Source organism: Rhizobium sp. Root1204, from assembly GCF_001424965.1.
In the GTDB taxonomy this organism is placed as follows: Bacteria; Pseudomonadota; Alphaproteobacteria; order Rhizobiales; family Rhizobiaceae; genus Pararhizobium.
In genome coordinates this window covers 65,725-87,375 of sequence record NZ_LMCZ01000021.1, presented here as the reverse complement: position 1 = coordinate 87,375, position 21,651 = coordinate 65,725, and the positions used below count along the sequence as shown (strand labels likewise).

General features: G+C 57.0%; 18 protein-coding genes. 10 read left to right on the top strand and 8 right to left on the bottom strand.

Features of this window, described 5'->3' with window-relative positions:
• Nucleotides 1–356: 356 nt before the first annotated feature.
• Genes ASC96_RS18395 through ASC96_RS18370 form a run of 6 tightly spaced genes read left to right on the top strand, consistent with a single transcriptional unit; the run spans nt 357 to nt 5,872 of the window.
• Nucleotides 357–860 carry an acyltransferase gene (locus ASC96_RS18395; RefSeq protein WP_060504602.1) on the top strand — a complete coding sequence of 168 codons (504 nt, stop codon included), beginning with the start codon at nt 357–359 and terminating at the stop codon, nt 858–860.
• On the top strand, nt 860–1,897 hold the full coding sequence (locus ASC96_RS18390) for a Gfo/Idh/MocA family oxidoreductase (protein ID WP_060504578.1): 1,038 nt from the start codon (nt 860–862) through the stop codon (nt 1,895–1,897). The genes ASC96_RS18395 and ASC96_RS18390 overlap by 1 nt, the downstream gene beginning before the upstream one ends.
• Complete coding sequence (locus ASC96_RS18385; protein ID WP_060504577.1) at nt 1,894–3,000, top strand: DegT/DnrJ/EryC1/StrS family aminotransferase; 1,107 nt, start codon at nt 1,894–1,896, stop codon at nt 2,998–3,000. Before ASC96_RS18390 ends, ASC96_RS18385 begins: the two co-directional genes overlap by 4 nt.
• Nucleotides 2,990–3,694 carry an acyltransferase gene (locus tag ASC96_RS18380; RefSeq protein ID WP_060504576.1) on the top strand — a complete coding sequence of 235 codons (705 nt, stop codon included), beginning with the start codon at nt 2,990–2,992 and terminating at the stop codon, nt 3,692–3,694. Before ASC96_RS18385 ends, ASC96_RS18380 begins: the two co-directional genes overlap by 11 nt.
• A gap of 16 nt (nt 3,695–3,710) precedes the next feature.
• A complete protein-coding gene (locus ASC96_RS18375) occupies nt 3,711–4,688 on the top strand; it encodes an NAD-dependent epimerase/dehydratase family protein (RefSeq protein WP_060504575.1) in 978 nt (325 codons plus the stop codon).
• Nucleotides 4,685–5,872 carry a DegT/DnrJ/EryC1/StrS family aminotransferase gene (locus ASC96_RS18370; RefSeq protein ID WP_060504574.1) on the top strand — a complete coding sequence of 396 codons (1,188 nt, stop codon included), beginning with the start codon at nt 4,685–4,687 and terminating at the stop codon, nt 5,870–5,872. The genes ASC96_RS18375 and ASC96_RS18370 overlap by 4 nt, the downstream gene beginning before the upstream one ends.
• A gap of 121 nt (nt 5,873–5,993) precedes the next feature.
• Here the strand turns inward: ASC96_RS18370 and ASC96_RS18365 are convergent, their stop codons facing one another.
• The 6 genes from ASC96_RS18365 to ASC96_RS18340 all read right to left on the bottom strand — a co-directional run bounded on the left by ASC96_RS18365 (nt 5,994) and on the right by ASC96_RS18340 (nt 12,345).
• Nucleotides 5,994–7,502 carry an O-antigen translocase gene (locus ASC96_RS18365; protein ID WP_060504573.1) on the bottom strand — a complete coding sequence of 503 codons (1,509 nt, stop codon included), beginning with the start codon at nt 7,500–7,502 and terminating at the stop codon, nt 5,994–5,996.
• A 6-nt stretch (nt 7,503–7,508) separates the two neighbouring features.
• A complete protein-coding gene (gene rfbD, locus ASC96_RS18360) occupies nt 7,509–8,426 on the bottom strand; it encodes a dTDP-4-dehydrorhamnose reductase (RefSeq protein WP_060504572.1) in 918 nt (305 codons plus the stop codon).
• Entirely contained in the window at nt 8,423–9,487 is a 1,065-nt protein-coding gene (gene rfbB, locus ASC96_RS18355) for a dTDP-glucose 4,6-dehydratase (protein WP_060504571.1), read from the bottom strand. The genes rfbD and rfbB overlap by 4 nt, the downstream gene beginning before the upstream one ends.
• On the bottom strand, nt 9,484–10,062 hold the full coding sequence (rfbC, locus tag ASC96_RS18350) for a dTDP-4-dehydrorhamnose 3,5-epimerase (protein ID WP_060504570.1): 579 nt from the start codon (nt 10,060–10,062) through the stop codon (nt 9,484–9,486). The genes rfbB and rfbC overlap by 4 nt, the downstream gene beginning before the upstream one ends.
• Nucleotides 10,059–10,937, bottom strand: a complete 879-nt coding sequence (gene rfbA, locus ASC96_RS18345) for a glucose-1-phosphate thymidylyltransferase RfbA (protein ID WP_060504569.1) — start codon at nt 10,935–10,937, stop codon at nt 10,059–10,061. Before rfbA ends, rfbC begins: the two co-directional genes overlap by 4 nt.
• An 85-nt stretch (nt 10,938–11,022) precedes the next feature.
• Nucleotides 11,023–12,345 carry an exopolysaccharide biosynthesis protein gene (locus ASC96_RS18340; RefSeq protein ID WP_244482172.1) on the bottom strand — a complete coding sequence of 441 codons (1,323 nt, stop codon included), beginning with the start codon at nt 12,343–12,345 and terminating at the stop codon, nt 11,023–11,025.
• Between the two features lie 446 nt (nt 12,346–12,791).
• Between ASC96_RS18340 and ASC96_RS18335 the strand changes: the two genes are divergently transcribed.
• Nucleotides 12,792–13,517: a response regulator transcription factor gene (locus ASC96_RS18335; protein ID WP_082512161.1), complete on the top strand. Its 726-nt coding sequence runs from the start codon at nt 12,792–12,794 to the stop codon at nt 13,515–13,517.
• Between the two features lie 233 nt (nt 13,518–13,750).
• On the opposite strand, the gene ASC96_RS32790 is transcribed toward ASC96_RS18335, so the two are convergent.
• Both ASC96_RS32790 and ASC96_RS18330 read right to left on the bottom strand, forming a co-directional pair.
• Complete coding sequence (locus ASC96_RS32790; protein ID WP_210171871.1) at nt 13,751–14,002, bottom strand: hypothetical protein; 252 nt, start codon at nt 14,000–14,002, stop codon at nt 13,751–13,753.
• Nucleotides 14,003–14,339: 337 nt separating this feature from the next.
• Entirely contained in the window at nt 14,340–16,850 is a 2,511-nt protein-coding gene (locus ASC96_RS18330; RefSeq protein WP_082512157.1) for a DNA translocase FtsK, read from the bottom strand.
• An 817-nt stretch (nt 16,851–17,667) separates the two neighbouring features.
• Between ASC96_RS18330 and repA the strand changes: the two genes are divergently transcribed.
• The 3 genes from repA to repC all read left to right on the top strand — a co-directional run bounded on the left by repA (nt 17,668) and on the right by repC (nt 21,325).
• The gene (gene repA, locus ASC96_RS18325) at nt 17,668–18,891 is read left to right on the top strand and encodes a plasmid partitioning protein RepA (RefSeq protein WP_060504567.1); all 1,224 of its coding nucleotides are present in this window, start codon (nt 17,668–17,670) and stop codon (nt 18,889–18,891) included.
• Nucleotides 18,888–19,913, top strand: a complete 1,026-nt coding sequence (gene repB / locus ASC96_RS18320; protein ID WP_060504566.1) for a plasmid partitioning protein RepB — start codon at nt 18,888–18,890, stop codon at nt 19,911–19,913. The genes repA and repB overlap by 4 nt, the downstream gene beginning before the upstream one ends.
• A 197-nt stretch (nt 19,914–20,110) precedes the next feature.
• On the top strand, nt 20,111–21,325 hold the full coding sequence (repC, locus tag ASC96_RS18315; RefSeq protein WP_060504565.1) for a plasmid replication protein RepC: 1,215 nt from the start codon (nt 20,111–20,113) through the stop codon (nt 21,323–21,325).
• Nucleotides 21,326–21,651 lie beyond the last annotated feature (326 nt).

Genomic DNA, 21,651 nt, shown 5'->3' with positions numbered 1-21,651 from the left:
CCTGCCTCTGGTCCATCAAGCCGAACGCCTTTGCCCAGAATCCAGGCTAACACACGCAGCTTGCCATAGCTGCACGGGAGGGATGCCCTGCAAGCCCCCTTTTGATGGAAGCATCCATGGCTGGAGCCGATAGGTGCAAGCCCCGCAGCAGGAAGCATCAACACCCTCTGCCCGGCTACGCCTTTCGAAGTGCGGATTACCGCATTTTGTTCCCTTTACTCGCTGGTCGAAAGGAATTCTTCTGAATGCGGAAGAATTCAAAAGCAACGGGGCAATAACCGATGGTTTAGCGGCAGAAATCGCCGCATCCAACCCGTTTGAATTCAGCATAGTTGGCGGCTTGGGGTCTTCGCGGCATGATCGCATCGAGTGTCATTTTGGATGAAGGGGTGATCATTCACCACCCTGATCTGGTCAATCTGTACGGATGCCAAGTGGGGGCAGGCTCCCGTATAGGTACATTCGTCGAAATCCAGAAAAACGCCGTCATCGGCCGGAATTGCAAAATCTCCAGCCACTCTTTCATCTGCGAAGGTGTGCAGATCGAAGACGGCGTCTTTATCGGCCATGGTGTCATGTTCACCAACGATCTCTACCCGCGTGCCGTCAATTCCGACGGCGAGCTGGTGACTGACGGCCAATGGGAAGTTGTTCCCACACTGGTCAAAAGTCAGGCGGCGATTGGCAGCAATGCGACAATCCTTCCGGGGGTGACGATCGGCATCGGTGCGGTCATCGGCGCGGGCGCGGTGGTGACAAAAGATGTTCCAGACTGGGCCATCGTCGCAGGTGTTCCAGCAAACATTATCGGTCGCGTCCAGGGCGCACCGGCCAAAACCCCTTTATCCAGGAGAGTATAATGATCGGCATAGCGGTGATCGGTTACGGCTATTGGGGCCCCAATCTTGTCAGAAACCTAGCGGAGGTACCCAATGCGCGCCTTCTGTATGTTTGTGATCTTATGCCGGAGCGGCTGACGACCGTTAAGGCGCGCTATCCGGCCGTGGAGATCACCAGCGATTTCCAAGAGGTTCTGCGCGACCCCCGCGTTCACGCGATCGCGATCGCCACACCGGTTTCGACCCATTTCAAGCTTGCCATGAAAGCAATGATGGCGGGCAAGCACGTCTTCGTCGAAAAGCCGATGGCCTCGACGGTGGATGAGGCGCGCCGGATGGTCGATGAAGCTGCGCGCCGCCGTCTTGTTCTCGCCGTCGATCATACGTTCGTTCATACGGGCGCCGTCCGCAAGATGCGCGAAGTCGTCGAAAACGGCCTTGGCGACATGTATTACTACGATTCCGTGCGGGTTAATCTCGGCCTGTTCCAGCATGATGTCAGCGTCATCTGGGACCTGGCCGTCCACGATCTCTCCATCATGGATTATGTGCTGAAGGAAAAGCCGGTCGCGGTGTCGGCAACCGGGATGAGCCATGTCGCCGGCGAACCAGAGAATATCGCCTATCTTAACCTGTTTTTCGAAAGCAAACTGATCGCCCATATCCACGTCAACTGGCTCGCACCCGTCAAGGTGCGCCGGACACTGATCGGCGGTAGCAACAAGATGATCGTCTATGACGACCTCGAGCCCAGCGAGAAGATCAAGATCTACGACAAGGGCATTACCCTCAATGGCAACCCGCAGCGCAATGGCGAGAAGGTGTACCAGATGCTGGTCGGCTATCGCACAGGCGATATGTATGCGCCGCAGCTGGACATGACCGAGGCGTTGGGCCGTGAACTCAAACAGTTCGTCGATTGCGTGGAAGAAAACCTGCAGCCGATCGTCGATGGCAATGCCGGTTTGCGTGTCGTGCGCATTCTGGAAGCGGCAACCCAGTCTCTTGCGCAGCGCGGCCGCGTGGTCGAGCTGGAACAAGCGAGGCTGATCGCATGATCCCGTCCCTTGATCTCAAAGCACAATACGCCTCGATCAAGGACGAGATCGACGCTGCGGTCCTCTGCGTACTGGCTTCGGCACAATATGTGCTCGGTCCGGAGGTTGCTCAATTTGAAGAGGAGTTCGCGGCTTACTGCGACGCGAAACACGCCGTAGCCGTCAACACCGGCACAAGTGCACTCCACCTGGCCCTGCTCGCCGCAGATGTCGGCCCCGGCGATGAGGTCATTACCGTTCCATTTACCTTCGTCGCGACCGTATCGGCGATCTGCTATGCCGGCGCATTGCCGGTGTTCGTCGATGTCGAACCTGTCACGCTGACCATGGATCCCGCCAAACTTGAAGCGGCGATCACGCCGCGCACAAAGGCAATCGTCCCTGTTCATCTGTACGGCCAGATGGCCGATATGGATGCCATCATGGCAATTGCCGCCCGCCACGGTATCGCCGTTATCGAAGATGCCTGCCAGGCTCACGGTGCGGAGTACAAAGGCCGCCGCGCAGGTAGTATCGGCGCTTCCGGTTGTTTCAGCTTCTACCCCGGCAAGAACCTCGGCGCCTGCGGCGAGGGCGGCATTATTGTCACCAACAATGATGCCCACGCCAAGACCATGCGCATGCTGCGGGATTGGGGCCAGGAACGGCGCTATCACCATCTCGTGAAAGGGTTCAACTACCGCATGGACGGCATCCAAGGTGCGATCCTGCGGGTAAAGCTTCGGCATCTTGACGCCTGGACCGCGGCGCGCCGGACGCATGCCGCACGCTATTCTTCGATGCTCTCCAATCTGGACACCGTGGAAACACCCGTGGAAGTGGCGTATCGCCGGCACGTCTATCATATCTATGCCGTTCGCTGCCGGGATCGGGACGGCCTCCATCGCGCTTTGGAAGCCGAGGGTATCCAGTCCGGGCTGCATTATCCCATTCCGGTTCATCTTCAAAAGGCGCACGAAGACCTCGGATACCGGCAGGGTGACTTCCCGGTCTCGGAAGCTGCTGCACGCACGGTTCTGTCATTACCGATCTATCCTGAAATGACGGCAAGACAGGTCGAACAGGTGGTCTGCGCGGTGGAGCAAGACGCCTATGTCAGCTGACATCACCTCCGTTGCCCGGATCGTTCAAGCGGTTCACGGCCGTCGCGAAATCACTAAAGACCCGGATTTCCAGCGTGAACTCGCCGCCGAACTCAAGCGCTCATATGGTGCCGCTGGCCTTGTCGAGCTCTATGGCCGTTTTTCAGCCGTGGATGGGTATGTCGATGCCTTGATGCGCAAGGCGATCTGGCAGGCAGCCACGCGCCGGTGCGGTGGCGGCCTGAATATTGGAAGCGGTGCCGGGTTCAAGCATCCCGAAACGTTCGAGATCGGCAACGGCGTGTTCATTGGAGCGCAGGCTTATGTTCAGGGCCGGTATGATGGAACATGCGTGATCGGCGACAATGTCTGGATCGGTCCGCAGGCGTTTCTTGATGCGCGCGACCTTGTGATCGAGGAATACGTCGGCTGGGGGCCAGGCGCCAAGCTGCTTGGTTCCAGCCACACGGCGATTCCAATCGACGTGCCGATCATCCGCACGGACCTCGAAATCAAGCCGGTCCGCGTCGGCGCATGGGCCGATATCGGAACCAATGCAACGATCCTTCCCGGTGTCACAATCGGCAAGGGCGCGATCGTCGGTGCGGGAGCGGTTGTCGTTTCCGATGTCGCACCATTCTCGGTCGTCGCCGGTGTTCCGGCAAAATTCCTGCGCTGGCGAAGCGACAGCGACACGACGGTAGCCACATCCTGAACGTTGGGGACAGATCATGAAAGACAAGCGGATACTCATCACTGGCGGTGCCGGTCTCGTTGGATCACACATTGCTGATCTCGTTGCTCTCGAGCAACCGCGCGAAATCCTGATCCTGGACAATTTCGTGCGCGGACGGCGCGAAAACCTCGCGCAGGCTTCCGCGGCCTTTCCACTGACAATCATCGAAGGCGATATCCGCGATCGGGCGTTGCTGGAAAAACATTTCGATGGTGTCGATATCGTCTTCCACCAGGCGGCAATCCGGATCACGCAGTGCGCCGAAGAACCCCGTCTTGCCTTTGACGTTCTGGCAGGGGGAACATTCAATGTTCTTGAAGCGGCGGTTAAGGCCAAGGTGGAAAAAGTGATTGCCGCCTCCTCGGCGTCCGTTCTGGGGCTTGCGGACAGTTTTCCGACAACCGAGGAACACCATCCCTACAACAACCGGACGATCTACGGTGCCGCCAAAACCTTCAACGAGGGGCTGCTGCGCAGCTTCGCGGAAATGTACGGCTTGAACTATGTCGCCTTGCGCTACTTCAACGTCTACGGCCCGCGCATGGATGTCTACGGCGCCTATACCGAAGTGCTGATCCGGTGGATGGAGCGGATATCGGCGGGCCTGCCGCCGCTCATCAACGGGGATGGCAGCCAGACGATGGATTTCGTCCACATCCACGATATTGCGCGCGCAAACATGCTGGCGGCACAGTCTGATGTCACCGACGAGGTCTTCAACGTCGCGAGTGGTACGGAAACCAGTCTGCTGGAACTCGCGCAGCTGTTGACCGGCGTGATGAACGCGTCGATGGAACCGCAGCATCAGGCGGCGCGCAAAGTGAACGCGGTGTCGCGCCGGCTTGCCGACACGAGCAAGGCGGAGAGCATGTTGAACTTCAAGGCTCAGATCACACTTGAAGATGGACTTCGCGGCCTTGTCGACTGGTGGCGCAAGGAAAGAGCGCTGGAAATCGGGGGGCAAGCCGCATGAGCCAGGCGCTTCCGCAGATTCCCGTCGCCAAGCCCCTCCTCGATGAATTGGAGGTAGAGGCAGTCCGCCGTGTTGTGTTGTCCGGCTGGGTCACACAAGGTCCGGAGGTTGCTGCATTCGAGAGTGAGTTTGCGGCTTACGTTCAAACCGAACATGCCTGTGCGGTTTCAAACTGCACGACGGCTCTGCACCTTGCGTTGAAGGCTGTTGGGATCGGCCCGGGTGACGAGGTCATAACTGTCAGCCATACGTTCATCGCAACGGCAAATGCCATCCGGTATCTGGGCGGGGTTCCCGTTTTCATCGACATCGAAACCAGCGGATTCAATATTGATCCGGAGTTGATCCAGGCGGAAATCACACCTCGAACGAAAGCGATCTTGTGTGTGCATCAACTCGGCATGCCCTGCAATCTTGCAGCAATCGTCGAGATCGGCCGGAGCAATGATATTCCGGTCATCGAGGATGCGGCTTGCGCGACCGGGAGCGAAATACTCTGGAACGGCCAGTGGGAAAAAATCGGCCGGCCGCGTGGCGATATAGCCTGTTTTTCGTTTCACCCCCGAAAGGTCGTCACGACCGGCGACGGAGGCATGCTGACAACCGCGAATCCTGAGTATGACCGCAAGTTTCGTCTGTGGCGGCAACACGGTATGAGCGTGCCCGATACAGTCCGCCACGGCTCGCGCCAGGTGATCTATGAAGGATATCCGGAGCTCGGCTACAACTACCGCATGACCGATCTTCAGGCCGCCATGGGCCGGGTACAATTGACCCGGCTGCCGGAACTGATATCGCGACGGCGTCATCTTGCCGAGCTCTATCGACAGGAGCTTCGCGATATTACATGGCTTGAAACACCCGTCGAGCCCTCCTGGGCACGCAGCAACTGGCAGAGCTATTGCGTCATGCTTCCGCCTTGGCTCGACCAAAGGGAAACCATGCAGGTGCTGCTCGACAAGGGAATTTCAACCCGGCGCGGCATCATGAACATTCATCGCGAAGACGCCTATGCGGACAGCACCACGCATCGGGTCGCCGCAAGCCAGCTTCCCAGAAGCGTGGCAGCACAGGAGGGGGCGATCATTCTTCCGCTGTTTGCGCAGCTGACCGATGAAGAGGTTTTGTTCGTGGCGGACGCGCTCCGCAAGCTGTGCGTGGCACCGCAAAGGGCGACCGCTTGATCTCCTCTTCACATCTAATCTTCTAATTGAAAAACCGCGCGCCTCTTGCGAGCCCATCTCGTCAAGGGGCGCTCTGCGCTGGATGGTGTGTTCGGCGGCTTCCCCCGGCTCGGGCCATCTCTCAAGTCGTTCGGAGAACCCACCTTCTGATCGGCAGCGGAAGCAATTCCGGCGGCAATAGCCCTATCAGCATTTTCAGCGAATACAGCCCGCTCAACACCACGGCAAGAGAGCCTAGCGCAGTGGCTTGCCAGAACGGCAGGACAAGCGTTGCGCTGAAGATCAGCGCCGACGCGGCGATGAAGATCAATCCGATTTTGAGATTGGCGGGGGACCAGCGGAATCCCGTGAGTTTGCGTGCGAAAAAGTAAATGAGCAGACTGTGCCAGAGGTAAAGCCCAAAAAATGCGGCCGCCGAGCCAATCAGGCCGAATTCCGACACCAGCAACCAAGCCAGACCAATATGTACCACCGTTGCGGCAACTTCCGTCCAGAAAAAGACACCCTGTTCGCCTTTCGCCAGCACGATGTAGCCCATGGGCCATGCAATGATGCGAAGCAGCATCCCCAGGCAAATCCAGCGCAGGAGATCTGCAGCGCCATAAAATTCAGGGGAATAAAACAACTGCATGACGATAGGCGCAAACGTCAACGTTGCGAGAACCCCGGGGAAGGCGAGCAGGATGCTGACTCGCGCCTGCTCATTGACGAGGCGGTTACATGCAGCATGATCGCCGGCAACCGCTGTCAGACGCGGATAGAAATCAGTACCCATCGCCTGAAGGATGAAGCCCGCATAAAGGCTGCCGAGCGCCCAGGCGGCTTGATACAGCCCGGCCGCGACAATGCCGCCGTGCTGCAGGACGATGATACGCACGACATAAGCGGTCGCAAGAGTGAGCAAGCCGCTGGCCATGAAGACAAGGCCAAGTTTCAAAAGCCCCCCCAGTTCCTGCTTGAACTGCGGAGCAGACAGATTGGTTGCACCTTGCGATATCTTCCTGCTGTACCACCAGGAAATAAGCAGTGTCAGCGCGGCGGAGGCGATGAGAGACGGTACAACCCCTTCAAAGCCAAAGTAGTAGATAAGGGGAATGGTGACCACTGTTGACCAGAATGCGCCCAAAAGGTTGATGCGGGCAAGGATTGAGATTTCCCGCATCCCTTGAATCATTGCGGTCTGCCCCGCCGAAGCAAGCCGGAAGAAAATCGCAAGCGAGAGGAACGCAACGCTGGTGGCGTGCTGATGATCTCCAAACGTGAGGCGCGCAGCCGGAAATGCGAGGGCAGCAAGCAGGACCGTACCGGCAATACCCAGCCCAATGGATATTCGCTGAAGAATGAATGCTGTTCCTGCTATCTTTTCAGCATCCCCCGTCCCAACCGCCTCGGCAATTTGACGCACGCCACTCGACTGAACCCCCAAGCCTGCAACGGCCTGGGCGATGTCGGCGATCGAGCTGTAGATAGCCATCAACCCCACACCTTCAGGTCCAAGGATCAGGGCCATCGCCTTGTTGCGGATGATGGAAAATCCCACGGTTATCAATGACGACCCGCCCATCAAGGCTGTCGACTTGAGAATCTGCGTGTAAGTTTGGCCCTCGGACGGGGTTTCGCGTGCATTCATGGGATTTCAAGCCTTATGCCTGCCGTGCACCGGCGAAGAGAAACGGGGGTAGTCCCTGTCGATAATGCGCCGGACAACCGTTTCTACGCTCGATTGCCAGCTTGGCGCTCGCTGGCCGAACGCTCTTTCGAACTTGTCAGTTGAAAGGCATGAGTTCGCTGGGCGTTTGGCCCGGGTGCGGTAAGCGGACGACAGAATGTCTTCCACGTCTGCGAAAGGACCGCCATGGACCCGGCTCACCTCGAAAACATGCCGGGCAAAACCTGACCAATTTATCTCACCCGTCCCTGTGAAGTGATAGATGCCGGTATAATGTCTGTCCGGATACGTCGCGATGAGAAGGATCGCCTCCGCCAGGTCCAGAGCTGATGTCGGATTGCCCCACTGATCGGAAACAACGCCAATACTCTCCCGTTCGGGGGCGATACGCAGCATGGTTCGCACAAAATTGGTGCCAAACGGACTGTAGACCCAGCTTGTCCGTAGGATTATGTGGCGAGGATTGACGCTTGCAACAGCGCGCTCGCTGCGCAGCTTGGTATAGCCGTACACGGTCTTCGGTTCGGCCTCGTCATCCTCCAGGTAAGGATAGGGATCCGTTCCGGAAAAAACGTAATCAGTGGACAGATGAATGATCGGCACACGCAACGCGGCAGCCGCCTCCGCGACAGCGGCGGCGCCTGTCACGTTGATTGCGTAAGCCAGGTTGCGTTCATCCTCGGCTCGATCGACCGCTGTGTAAGCGGCAGCCGACACAACGATTTCAGGTTTCGCTGCAAGTATTGCCTGCCTGACCGACGAAGGATCTGTGAGGTCGAAATCCGGCCGGCCAACTGTGATCAACTCTATGTCATCCCTAGCCGCGGCAGCTTCGACAAGGCTGGTGACAACCTGCCCCTTCAAACCGGTCACCAGGATTTTCATTGCACGGCTGCCAATCGACCGAGGCGGGCGCCAGCATAGGTGCCTTCGCGAATAGGCTTCCACCACCATTCATTCTCGAGATACCAGGCAATTGTTTTGACCAGTCCGGTTTCAAAAGTCTCCTGTGGTTTCCAGCCCAGATGACTTTCTATTTTCGCTGTGTTCATCGCGTAACGGCGATCATGGCCGGGCCTGTCATCCACGAAACAGATAAGATCGCGGTAGCTTCTTTGGCGGCCGCGAGGCTTGGTGCGGTCTAGAATGTCGCAAATTGCCTGCACCACCGCGAGATTGCTGCGCTCACAGCTTCCACCGATGTTGTAACTTTCGCCGATCGTGCCCTCGCTTGCGATCAGCGCGAGTGCGCGCGCATGATCCTCGACATAGAGCCAATCACGGACGTTCGTGCCTGCGCCATAGATAGGCAACGGCTTTTCGTCGAGGGCGTTCAAGATCACGAGGGGGATCAGTTTTTCCGGAAAATGGTATGGGCCGTAGTTGTTCGAGCAATTGGACATCACGATCGGCAGGCCAAATGTCTGGTGCCAGGCGCGAACCAGATGATCCGATGCCGCTTTCGACGCGGAATAGGGCGATGACGGCGCATAAGGGGTTTGCTCGTTGAAGGTGCTGCCGTCGAACGGAAGGTCACCGAAGACCTCGTCGGTGGACACGTGATGGAAGCGGAATTGTTGTCTTACCGCACCAGATAGCTGGCGCCAGTATTTCAACGTCGTCTGGAGCAGCTGGAACGTGCCGACAATGTTGGTTTCGATGAACTGGCCCGGCCCATCGATCGACCGGTCCACATGGGTTTCGGCTGCCAGATGGATGACGCGGTCGATCCTTTCCCGCCTCATCAACTCGCCCAACACCACTTCGTCACCGATATCGGCGTTGACAAAGCGATAGTTCGCGCAATTCTCGATGGACCGGAGCGAAGCCAAGCTGCCGGCATAGGTGAGCTTATCAACGTTGAGGACATTCTCGCCGGCGGAAACCAGATGCCTGCAAAGTGCTGAACCGATAAAACCTGCACCTCCCGTCACGAGAGTGTTCATTGCCCGCCCTCCCCGTGCATATCGAAGATTTCCGCTGTCTCCAGGGACGGCGCCAGCCGATCATTCTCAGAAAGTTGAAACGTTGAGGCGTTCATCGGCCAGATGATGCCGATGTCGGGATCATCAAAGCGTATGGAGCGACTATGGCTGGCGGAGTAGGGATTGGTGACCTTATAAACCACCTCGGTATCCGGCTCGAGCGTCAGAAAACCGTGGGCAAAGCCCCTCGGGACGAGCACCTGGTTCCATTTGGCAGCAGAAATCCGCAGAGCGGTCCAGTGCGCGAAGCTGGGAGAACCGCGCCGGATATCAACGACCACGTCGAAGATGGAGCCCTTTATCACGCGGACCAGCTTGTCCTGCGCGTATGGCGGCAGCTGGTAATGCAGGCCACGTAGCACCCCCGTTGCAATGGAGCGCGAGTGGTTGTCCTGAACAAAACCGAGTTTCACACCGTGCTCGCAAAGAAGTTCTGCGTTCCACGTCTCGGAAAAGAAGCCCCGGTCGTCTTCGAATTTCGGCGGAAGGATCTCTATCACGCCATCGAGCCCGAGGGATTTAATCTGGAGGCTCATGCCGCGTAATCCTCCACACACTGGCGGAGATAAGTGGCATAAGCTGTTTTCCCGAGGAGACATGCACGCCGCAGCACGTCCTGTGGCTGAAGCCACCCCATATCCAAGGCAATTTCCTCCGGACACGCGATCTGAATACCTTGCCGGCGCTCGACAGTACGGACGAACGAGGAGGCATCCTGCAAACTGTCGTATGTGCCGGTATCCAGCCAGGCATAGCCGCGGCCGAGCTGGCAGACATGCAGATCGCCCCTTTCAAGGTAGATGTTGTTGACGGCGGTAATCTCAAGCTCACCCCGCTCAGAGGGCTTGATGGAGGAGGCAATTTCGATGACATCGTTGTCATAGAAGTACAGCCCGGTCACGGCCCAATTGGATTTTGGCTTGGTAGGCTTCTCCTCAATCGTCATCGCCCTGCCTGTTGCCCTGTCGAAGCTGACCACGCCGTAGCGTTCCGGATCTTCGACGTGGTAGGCAAAGACGGAGGCACCTTTTTGCCGTGCAGTCGCCTGCCGGCAAACGTCCGGAAGCCCGTGTCCGAAGAAAATGTTGTCGCCGAGGATCATCGCGACATTGTCCTTGCCGATGAAGTCGCGGCCAATGATGAAGGCCTCGGCCAGCCCGTTCGGATGGGTCTGTTCGGCGTAGGAGAGATTCAGGCCGAAATCGGAACCGTCACCAAACAGCTCTTGAAAGCAGGGCAGATCGCGGGGTGTGGAAATGATGAGAATCTCGCGGATTCCGGCAAGCATCAAAACGCTCAAGGGATAGAAAATCATCGGTTTGTCGTAGATTGGCAGCATCTGCTTCGATACCGCGATTGTCAGAGGGTAGAGACGTGTGCCGCTACCACCGGCAAGTATGATCCCCTTCATCTTTATGCCTTGCTCTCTTTGTCTCGTTGCCCCGATTGGTCTGGTCCACGCAGCGTGTCGGTCGCCAGGCAAAGTGCCCGGTTCCTCATTGACTGGCCTGTTCGGATTGCGCGTTCTGCTCACCCGTCCGAGCAGTTGCATCAGCAGGCGTTGGAGACATTTTGCGAAGAACCCGCACGACATCACCCGGCAGAAGGACGGTTGAATCCGAGGCTAGAATTTCCCGGACGCCAGAGCCTTCCTGCCGCATGATGCTGAACGCCAGCATCATCGCGCCGGCGCCGACTTGAGAAGTTGCGTCCCCCGACAGCGCCTCCAGCAATAGCTTCTGCGTTGTTTCACGCTTCAGGTTTTGCTGGTCGAGGCTGGCCTGTTCCGATTGGAGTTCAACAGCGACTTCCGTACGCTGCTTGTCGTAAAGGCCATCCAGGTTGCGTGTTGTTTCGGCGATGTTTTGGCGAGCTCGCATGATGGCGGTCGATAGATCCAGCCGATTTCCATGGTAGCTGCGCAATGTGCGTTCAAGGTCCGACTGACGCGTCGGAAGAGCAATGCCCCGCTCGACCATGCTTTTGACATTGGTCAGTTCTTTTTCGACCGAAGCGATATCCTCATCCGTACTGTCGATCTTCTTTCCGATCGTGGCTATTTCCAACGTCAATAGATCGCGCAGTTCAGTGTAGGACTTAGATTGGCGATCCATGTCATTCATGCGAGCGGCGAAAATAATCTTTTCCTGCTCGAAAATTGCCGAGGCGACCCCATGGCTGTCCTCCATTTCTGGCGCAAGGCGCATTTCCTTGGCGCCTGAAATTTCAGCCTGCAGCCGGGCAATCTTGACCTTGCTGCGCAAGATTGTGTTGCCGATCTCCTGCAGTTGACCGACATAACCCGTCTTGTCTGCGCCCGCCTGCGACGCGTTTGATGACCTCAATTCCCCGCCGCTCATCGCTAAGGATTGCAGAACCGTCAGCCCTGGATGAAATTTGTATTCGCCGGGCTTGTTGACGTCACCAACCACATAGATCGGCGGCTGTTCGAGAATCTCGACGGTCGCCTCGGGGGTCTGCACCAACCCGATTTTCGTCTTTAGCTGCTTGGCAATTTCCGCAGCAAGACCGGCGCCATCGAGATGTCCGACTGACATCGTGCCGATGATCGGAAGCGACACCGTCTTTTCCTGCGAAATCAGGAAATCGCCACCAAGCGCATCCCACTTTTCATAACTGCCCTTTGTGGGCAGCCACTGTACGACCGTTAAGCGAATTTTTGTTTGCGGCGGCAATTGATCACTGTCCGCCAGAACGGGGGAAAACGCACCGCCGAGAACACTCAAAGTGGCCACAGCGAACGTCGTTCGAAGGAAGCCACCGTACCGCCAGAAAGATACAATCAATGTATTCTCCAAGCTAAAAACACAAAACTGTCCCAGGACGGGATGCAGCGAATTGGTTTCAGTGTGCCGATTGGACAGAGATTGAGAAGGGGGAAGAGCGGCGGCTTTGCTTCATCAATATGGTTGAGAACGCAATGCACGGCGCGCAGTGGGTATGATGGCATTTATATCGATTGATCTAGACCGATCCAAAGGCGGACGGCGGTAGACGAGAGGTAAAGGACGAACACAAGTGCTTACCACCGCTGGGAGACTGGGTATGCTACCCACTTCGCCCATTTGGATAAGGGTCATGCCGCAATCTCTCCGGGCGCATTGAACATCGCCGGTCCAGTCTCAACCCTTTTGGGCCGTCGCGGATGTTGGCGACGTAAGATAGTGTGCCCCGACGCGTGGATTCCGTTCGCTCTGTAGCCATTACCAGCGCAGGCGAACTGAGAGTGATGGGTAAGGATATGATGCTGTTGGACGGGAATGAGCATGACGCCGCAGGAGCCAGAAGGCATCTTGAGCCACAACGCGTCATTTTGATCCTGACGAACAGCGGGAGCGTCTCAAAATCCCTTATCAACGCGATTGAGCGTGAGTTCCCGTGGGTACGGGTCGAACAGACTGATACTGTCGACACTGCATGTGCAGCCTTTGCTCATCCCGTCGGGCTCATCCTGGTCGATGTAACCTTGATGAGAAAAGCCGAAGCAGCCTCAGCGGAACTCCTGCGCATGCATCCTCACGCATTGGCCGCCGTTATAGAGCCCTATGATAAAGTCTTGGTCACGTCCCTGAGCGATGTGCTTGCCTCTTCGCTCATTCGCAGTGTGCTACCAATGGACCTCCGGCTCGATGTCTGGTTGTCAATCGTACGCTTGCTGCTGTGTGGCGGGGAGTACCTGCCTCCCGGATTGATCCTTCAGGCAAAACTCCGCGGCCAGAATGCCCCTTATGCAAAAGATGGCGTTGCCCAGAGCCAAACTGCCAATATGGCAGAACTAACCACCCGCGAATCGCAGATACTCGGAATGGTTTCTCACGGTCTCCAAAACAAGTTGATTGCTGCCGAGTGTGGACTGTCCGAGCATACCGTCAAAATCCACCTACACCACATCATTCGGAAGTTGGGAGTTCACAACAGGACAGAGGCCGCGGCAAGGTTTCGCAGCCTCCACGAATCCGCCGGACGATAAATGGAACGGTGGCCCGAGTGACGTCATGCCTGGATGGCGCCAGTTTGGCAATGTGACTTCGGCCGGTATGGAAGCTTTGCGGATCGGGCGCAGTCTTGTCTCCGGCCTTTTTACGCGACGTGTGGTGACCGCTGGCCCCGATGTTTCCCGCGTAAGCCGATCCCTATCACGTTGACGTGCTTTTGTTACGCGAGATATCGCTGCAGGTTCTTCAGTTCGCGCGGTCCATTCCGCTATGCCGTCACATCCTGCGTGACCTTGACCAGTTGATAGATGAACTTGGCATACCAGCCGATCATTCCACGATCTATCGTTGGATACAGCAACACACGCATGGGTTTGAAAAGCGGCTGCGTAGGCACTGACGCCGATCCAATGGAAGTCACCACTAACCAGATCGCCGGGATACCGGTTGCCTCAACTTGGCTTAGTTGTGTGCGGCACAGGCTGAGATAACTTTCTATTGCTAGGGCTTGGCTGCGCATTGTGATCATGCATTCGCGACTGACCGGGGCGAGCCAGCGCCATGATGTTCACGCGAACCGCTATGTGCGATTTATGTCGTCAATAAGATAGAAATCCGCACCGGCTGTTTTCTTGTAAAAAGGATCGATAATATCGTTATCGATCACGGTAGTCTCCAGCGACAACTCAGATTTGTCCGGCCCGCTAACTGCATCGGAGTTGATCTCCTTTTGGCGCTCTAAACATACAGCGCCAGCAACTGCACGGCCGCTGGACCGTGCCTTTCAACCAACCCAACTCGACACATTCATACCACAGGAAGCGCCCTGCTTGGTACACTGCAGGGCGCCATCCCGCTTATTCCTCATCGCCGGTAGGCATTTCCGCGACTTCGCGGCCTGCCGACAGGATCGACCGTTTACCGACATGGTTTGCCGATCCGACCAGTCCTTCCCGCTCCATCCGTTCGACCAGCGAAGCTGCTCTGTTGTAGCCTATCTGTAGACGGCGCTGGATGTAGGACGTGGAGCACTTCTTGTCGCGTAGCACGACCTTGACCGCCTTGTCGTAGAGGTCGTTGCCATCCTCTTCTGCCATTGCACCCTTGTCGAACACCGCAGCGTCCTCTTCGGCTGTCGCGTCCATTTCCTCCGCATCCTCCGTCACGGTGCCCAGATATTCCGGACGGCCTTGCGTCTTCAGATGCGCGACGACCTTTTCGACTTCCTCATCGGAGACGAACGGCCCGTGAACGCGGGCGATCCGGCCGCCGCCCACCATGTGCAGCATATCGCCCTGCCCCAGCAGATGCTCGGCCCCCTGCTCGCCCAAAATGGTGCGGCTGTCGATCTTCGAAGTGACCTGGAAAGAAATCCGGGTCGGGAAGTTTGCCTTGATCGTGCCGGTGATGACGTCAACCGACGGGCGTTGTGTTGCCATGATCAGGTGGATACCGGCGGCACGGGCCATCTGCGCCAGGCGCTGGATCGCGCCCTCGATCTCCTTGCCGGCGACCATCATCAAGTCAGCCATCTCATCAACGATGACCACGATATAGGGCATCGGGGCGAGATCCATTTCCTCCTGTTCGAAGATCGGCTCGCCGGTCGAGCGGTCAAAGCCCGTCTGGACACTACATAGGATTGTTTCGCCCTTTGAGCGGGCCATTGCAGCACGCGCGTTGTAGCCGTCGATATTGCGCACGCCAAGGCGCGACATCTTGCGGTAACGGTCTTCCATTTCGCGCACGGCCCATTTCAGTGCCATCACCGCCTTTTTCGGGTCGGTGACTACAGGCGTCAGGAGATGCGGTATGCCGTCATAGACCGACAGTTCCAGCATCTTCGGATCGACCATGATCAGCCGGCATTCCTCCGGCTTCAGCCGGTAGAGCAAGGACAGGATCATCGTGTTGATCGCCACCGATTTGCCCGAACCTGTGGTGCCCGCCACCAGAAGATGCGGCATCTTGGCGAGTTCTGCGATCACCGGTTCGCCGCCGATGGTCTTGCCGAGGCAAAGCGCCAGCTTGAAGCGTGTTTCCTCGTAGTTTTCAGACTCGATCAACTCGCGGAAATACACCGTTTCGCGCACAGGGTTCGGCAGCTCGATACCAATCACATTGCGGCCGGGTACGACGGCCACGCGCGCCGAGAGCGCCGACATCGACCGGGCAATGTCGTCGGCAAGACCGATGACGCGCGACGATTTCACGCCCGGTGCCGGTTCGAATTCGTAAAGTGTAACGACGGGGCCTGGGCGAACATCGATGATCTCGCCGCGGACGCCAAAATCCTCAAGCACACTTTCGAGCAGGCCAGCACTCTGCTCCAGCGCTTCCTGGGTGATAACGGCCGTTTCCTGGACGGACGGCTCCTGCAGGAGGTCTATCGGGGGAAAGACATATTCGGCTGCACCTGGCTCTGCCGTCATTTCCGGGATAGCCACGAACGTATCGGGACGGACGGCCCGGATCGGCCTGGAAACCGCCACCGGAGGCTTTGTGACACGTACGGCTTCGGCAGGACTTGCGGCCTCGGCCACAACCGGTCGGATTTCTTCAACGATCGGCGCGGGAGTCACAAGGGGTGCAGGACGGCTAATGACTGGCGCAACAACGCGGCGCTCGGACGCCCTGATCCCGATCTCGCGGTAGAGCGCAGTTACCGAACCGGCCGGAGAATGAACCTCCGGGGGCTGCCAATGCACGAGTGGCGCCAGAGCCGCAATATCAGCTTCCATATCCAGGGTGTTCCAAAACACTTCGTCGGAGACGTGCTGGAAGGAACTGGCATGTCTGATCGCCGTTTCCGGTACGTCTAGAGCCTCCGGCTCCTGCTCCGCCGGAAAGCATGCCAAGTCGATATCGGCAAGGCCTGTATATTCGGCCACCGCTGGTTCGGTCAGCGATGTTTCCAGCTCCTGCCTCAGACGAAGGGAAAGCAATTGAACGCCGGATACCACCATCGCTTCCTCAGCGACGGGCTCGATGACCGGCAATTGTTCTGCGATTACAGTGACAGTCTCCACCACTTCGGAAACCGCCTGTTCAACCGGGCGAATGCCTTCCGGTTCCTTGCTTGCATCACTCGCGGGCCGTTTCGAATAGACACTCTCCGGTGTTCGGGTAAAACGCACATTCGGTCCGAGCACAAAGGCACTCTGCCAAACGGGTGCATCCCCCCGCCCTTCGATCTCAGCCATCGCGTCCGTATCGGGCTCAAATGGACCCTCGTCGCTTTTCAGATCGACGGGAGCGCCGTAGATCCGGCGCTGGGGCTCCGCTTTTCCCAGACGATTTTCCGGGTCTGCGGGCTGATCTCCTGTGTTATCGAAGCCGTTCGAAAAATTGGTTCGGGAAAGACGCATAGGGACCTGCTCACTCAAAATTCACGCGCAATGGGCACACCCTTTTCAATAGAAAATAAAGGTTAATCACCTCTTTCCAGCGGGCCTTATCCCAGTGAATTTCCATCCGCCCTCGCAAACGGGATAACCACCGTTCCCCCAGAAAATTCGGCCTTTTCCGGCCGCCGGGTCAGGTTCCGTGGTCACAAAAGCAGATTATGCCGTGGTAATCACAATGACCGGTGCCGTGACTACGCATGCCGCCATCTGTCGAATACGCGAACTGAAGGTTATCCATTCTGATTCCGGCGGCTGTTCTGAAAACATAAGAACCGTGGCGAATCGACAATCTCCCAGGACTGCGCCAAAGCCGACTGGTCGGCCTGACTTCCTCCTTGTGAACCAACGGCCTGTGCTTCGCTCACCCCTCCCCTAACCACATTTAAAACGGTGCGGAATGATGACGATGCACCTTCGTGATGTAGCGAGACACTGAAGCCAACTCGCTGGAATGTTATCAAAATACGGGATAACGCACAGTGGCGTGTTCTGACATGAACATGCCTATCTCAACTGCGCCTGGTCGAGCCTATCGATGCGTTACCGGCATTCGCCCGCCGACAGATACCAGTGATTACGGCAGACGAACCGAGATCAGGGTGCCAGCGGGTCCGGTTAACTCCTGCCCACATAACAAGAAAACCGTATTGCTTGTGAAAAGTGCCCACCCCCGTTAACCGTCTGTTAACCTTAAACGTCTGGACGGATTTGCAGAATCGTGTTCTACCTTTGGCGGGCACCAACCGGCAAACCGACGAAAGACCGACAAGAGGAACAGATGGCGATAGCAAATCGAGTGGAATCAAGTGTCGGTTTGAAGGAAGATGCTGGCAGCAAAATCACGCGCCATGCAGGGCTTCTGTCCGGGCAATTGCAGCAACTCAGAACTCGCATGTATCCGCCAAAATCGGAAAAGGCGCTCCGTCCATTTTTGACCAATGAAGTGTCGAAATTGACGTCAATACCTGATTCAACCCTGAAGCTCATGTCCACTGAAGGGCGCGGGCCGGTTCCCAGCCGTCTAGAGAATAACCATCGCGTCTATACGCTACCTCAGATCAATGAATTGCGCGAGCTGTTTGCCAAGCAGAAGCCCTTGGATGCGCTGCGGTTCCTGCCTCGCCGTCAGGCTGGCGAACACCTGCAAGTGCTTGCGATAGCCAACTTCAAGGGCGGGAGCGCGAAAACGACGACATGTGTCCACCTTGCGCACTATCTCGCTCTTCATGGCTACCGCGTCCTCGCGTTGGACCTGGACCCGCAGGCATCCTTGTCGGCATTGTTCGGCGCCCAGCCGGAGATCGATGTTGGATCGAATGAAACGATCTATGCCGCTTTGCGCTACGACGAAGCCGAACGCCGTCCAATCCGCGATATTATTCGAAAGACATATTTCGATGGCATCGACCTCATCCCTGGCAACCTGGAAGTCATGGAGTATGAGCACGAAACGCCGCGCATGCTGGCGAACAAATCCAACCCTGGCGCAATCTTCTTCGAGAGGCTGAAACTTGCCCTGTCGGAAGTCGAGGCTGACTACGACGTTGTAATCCTTGATACTCCGCCGTCGCTCGGCTTTCTGACCTTGAGCGCGATTTACGCCGCCACCAGCATGATCATCACCGTCCATCCGGCAATGCTGGACGTGGCGTCGATGAGCCAGTTCCTTCTCATGATGGGCGACCTGATTAGCGTTCTGAATGAGAACGGTGCCCAGCTGGACCAGGACTTCATCCGTTACCTCGTCACACGTCACAACCCAAATGACGCGCCCCAATCGCAAGTGGTCGCGATGCTCCGGCATCTGTTCGGTGCAGACGTGTTGTTGCCGACGGCCATCGAAAGTACAGCCGTTGAGGCCGCTGGCCTGGCAAAAAGGTCGATATACGAGCTTGAGATGGGACATATCGGGCGCGATACGCACAAGCGTGCCCGCGAGGCGGTGGATGCCGTGAATGACTCAATTGTTCGGCTGATCAACGACAGCTGGGGGCGGACATGAGTAAATCTCCTCGCAAGTCGATCGTCGCCAACTTCGGGCTGCTGTCTGCCGCACTGGAGAACGAGCTGACTGACGACCAGCAGCCTGCGGCCCCTGCCCCCTCGCCCAGCAATCGTGTCGGAGCCGGTGTCATCGGCGCAGCTCACCGTGCGATCGACGACATCAGATCAGAGCGGGATCGTTTGAAGGCTCTCGTTGAGGCCGGTGGCGGTGCGGTTCGCGAGCTGGATCCATCGCATATCGACCCCTCCCCCTATCCGGACAGACTGCCGGATGATGATGGAGCGAGCTTTGAAGTGTTCAAGCGGTCGATAGAGACCGAGGGGCAGAAGGTTCCAGTTCAAGTCCGAAAACACCCATCATCGCCCGGCCGCTACCAGATTGTCTACGGTCATCGGCGCTGGCTCGCGGCCAAGCAGCTCAACAAGCCAGTTCAAGCCATCGAGGTCGAAATTTCCGACCTCGACCTTGTCCTCGCCCAGGGTATCGAAAACGCAGGCCGCCAAGACCTGACCTGGATTGAGCGCGCCCTGTTTGCATCGCGAATGGATGATGCCGGAATTAAGGCGCGTCACATCTACGCTGCGCTCTCCATCGAAGATGCCGAACTCGCTCGTATGCGGAATGTCTACAGAATTGTTCCGGCAGATATTATCGAGGCCATCGGTCGCGCACCGAAAATCGGACGGCCGCGCTGGCTTGAACTTGCCAAGACGGTTGCCGGCGGCTCGGGAACGCTTGAGGCCATGCGGGCGGTGTTGGCAAAGAAGGATGGCGAGGCCGAGACTTCCGATCAGAGGTTCCAGCGCGTGCTGAACGTCATCAAGCCAGCGTCCGGCGCGCGCCGCGAACCCAGCCCGATCACAGATAAGGCAGGCACGCGGCTCGGTGCACTAATGATCTCCTCGAAAGAGGTTCGAATTTCCGCCGAAGGTTCAGTCGGGATCGAATTTTTGAAGTTTATTGAGGCGGAACTCCCGGCGCTCAGCGAGCGCTTTGTCCGTCTGCGAGAGCAAGGATAACTCTGACAGCTGTCAGGATTTCGGAGTTAAAGAAAGGAAACGCTGCAAAAGAAAAAGGCCCCCTAAACGTTGCCGTCTTGGAAGCCTCTCTCTCTGTGTGACAACTAGAGAATCGCATTTCCTCGAATCCCAGTCAAGAGTTTTGGCACCGTTTTTTTGGTGAGCGGATTTCTTTTGCCGAATAAAAGGTGAAGGAAATGCAGATTAGTCGTGTAACGACGCCCTTTGGGCGGCGGCCGATGTCGCTTGCCTTGGTTACGAGGCAAGTCGCTCTGACCGAGATCAAGCCGGGTAAGTCGGCTGACAAGTGGAAAATCTTTCGGGACATCTCCGAAGCCAGGGAATTGCTTGGTCTACAGGATCGCAGCCTGGCAGTGCTTGACGCGCTGTTAAGCTTCTATCCGGACAAGGAACTCCGCCAGGATGCCCAACTCGTTGTCTTCCCGTCCAACGCTCAACTGACCGTCAGGGCGCATGGCATTGCCGGCGCAACTCTTCGAAGGCATCTCGCCGCTCTCGTGGAGGCGGGTCTGATCGTGCGGAAGGATAGTGCCAATGGCAAGCGCTTCGCCAGAAAGGATCGAGCGGGCGATATCGAAGCCGCATTTGGCTTCGATATTTCACCTCTCCTTCTCCGCGCTGAAGAATTGGCAGGCCTTGCGCAGCAAGTGGCAGCCAATCGCGCTGCCTTTCGCCGAGCCAAGGAGAGGCTGACAATTTGCCGACGGGATGTCCGGAAGCTTATCACAGCCGCAGTCGAGGAAGGTGCACCCGGCAACTGGCACACAATTGAAGGCGCCTACATTGACTTGGTTGCCAGAATTCCGCGTTCTCCAACACTCAGCGACATGACGTCAATTTTGGCCGAGATGAGCCTGCTCCAGCAAGAAGTACTTAACTTGCTGGAAATGCAACGAAAAGACCATATTTTAAGCACCTATGATGCTCAGAATGAGCGCCACATACAGAATTCAAATACAGAATCTCATAATGAATCTGAACCTCGCTTAGGAAAAAGATCTGAAGAAAAACCGAATGAACCGATCCGGTCGCAGAATCGGAACATTCCTGCATTCTCGCTGGGGTTTGTTTTGAGAGCTTGCCCTGAGATAGCCCTTTACGGTCCCGGGGGCGGCGTCAACAGCTGGCGTGACTTGATGGCGGCGGCGGTTGTTGTCCGCTCCATGCTCAGAGTTGATCCGTCCGCCTATGAAGATGCCTGCGAGGCAATGGGGCCGGAAAACGCCGCAGTAGCCATGGCGTGCATTCTTGAGCGAGCCGGCCATATAAATTCGGCTGGCGGATACCTTCGTGGTCTTACCTCTAGGGCAAGACGTGGAGAATTTTCACTCGGTCCAGCGCTTATGGCGCGGTTACGGGTTAATGGAGAGAGCAATTGCAGGGTGGGATAGTTGGTCCAATGAGTTTCTGTCAGGTACCAAAACCCTGACAGCTGTCAGGGTTTTGTTCGGGGGCAATTACGCGTGCCTTCGCGCAGGCTATTGGCAGTCGTGGTTACGAGCGTGACAGAGTTATTTGGCAGTTTCAGTGGTTGCCTTGCTCTTAGTCTCGCACCGTCTTGACCAAGAGGTACCAAGACGCTGTCAGAAGCTTGGTCATGAAAAAGGGACTGATCCAACTCAGACAGACAACGCCAGAACCGACGCGGCATTGGATCAAGACGTAGGCAACATCGGCTTGTGCGCACTTTCATCGTATTGTCGCAAAGTTCTCTCGA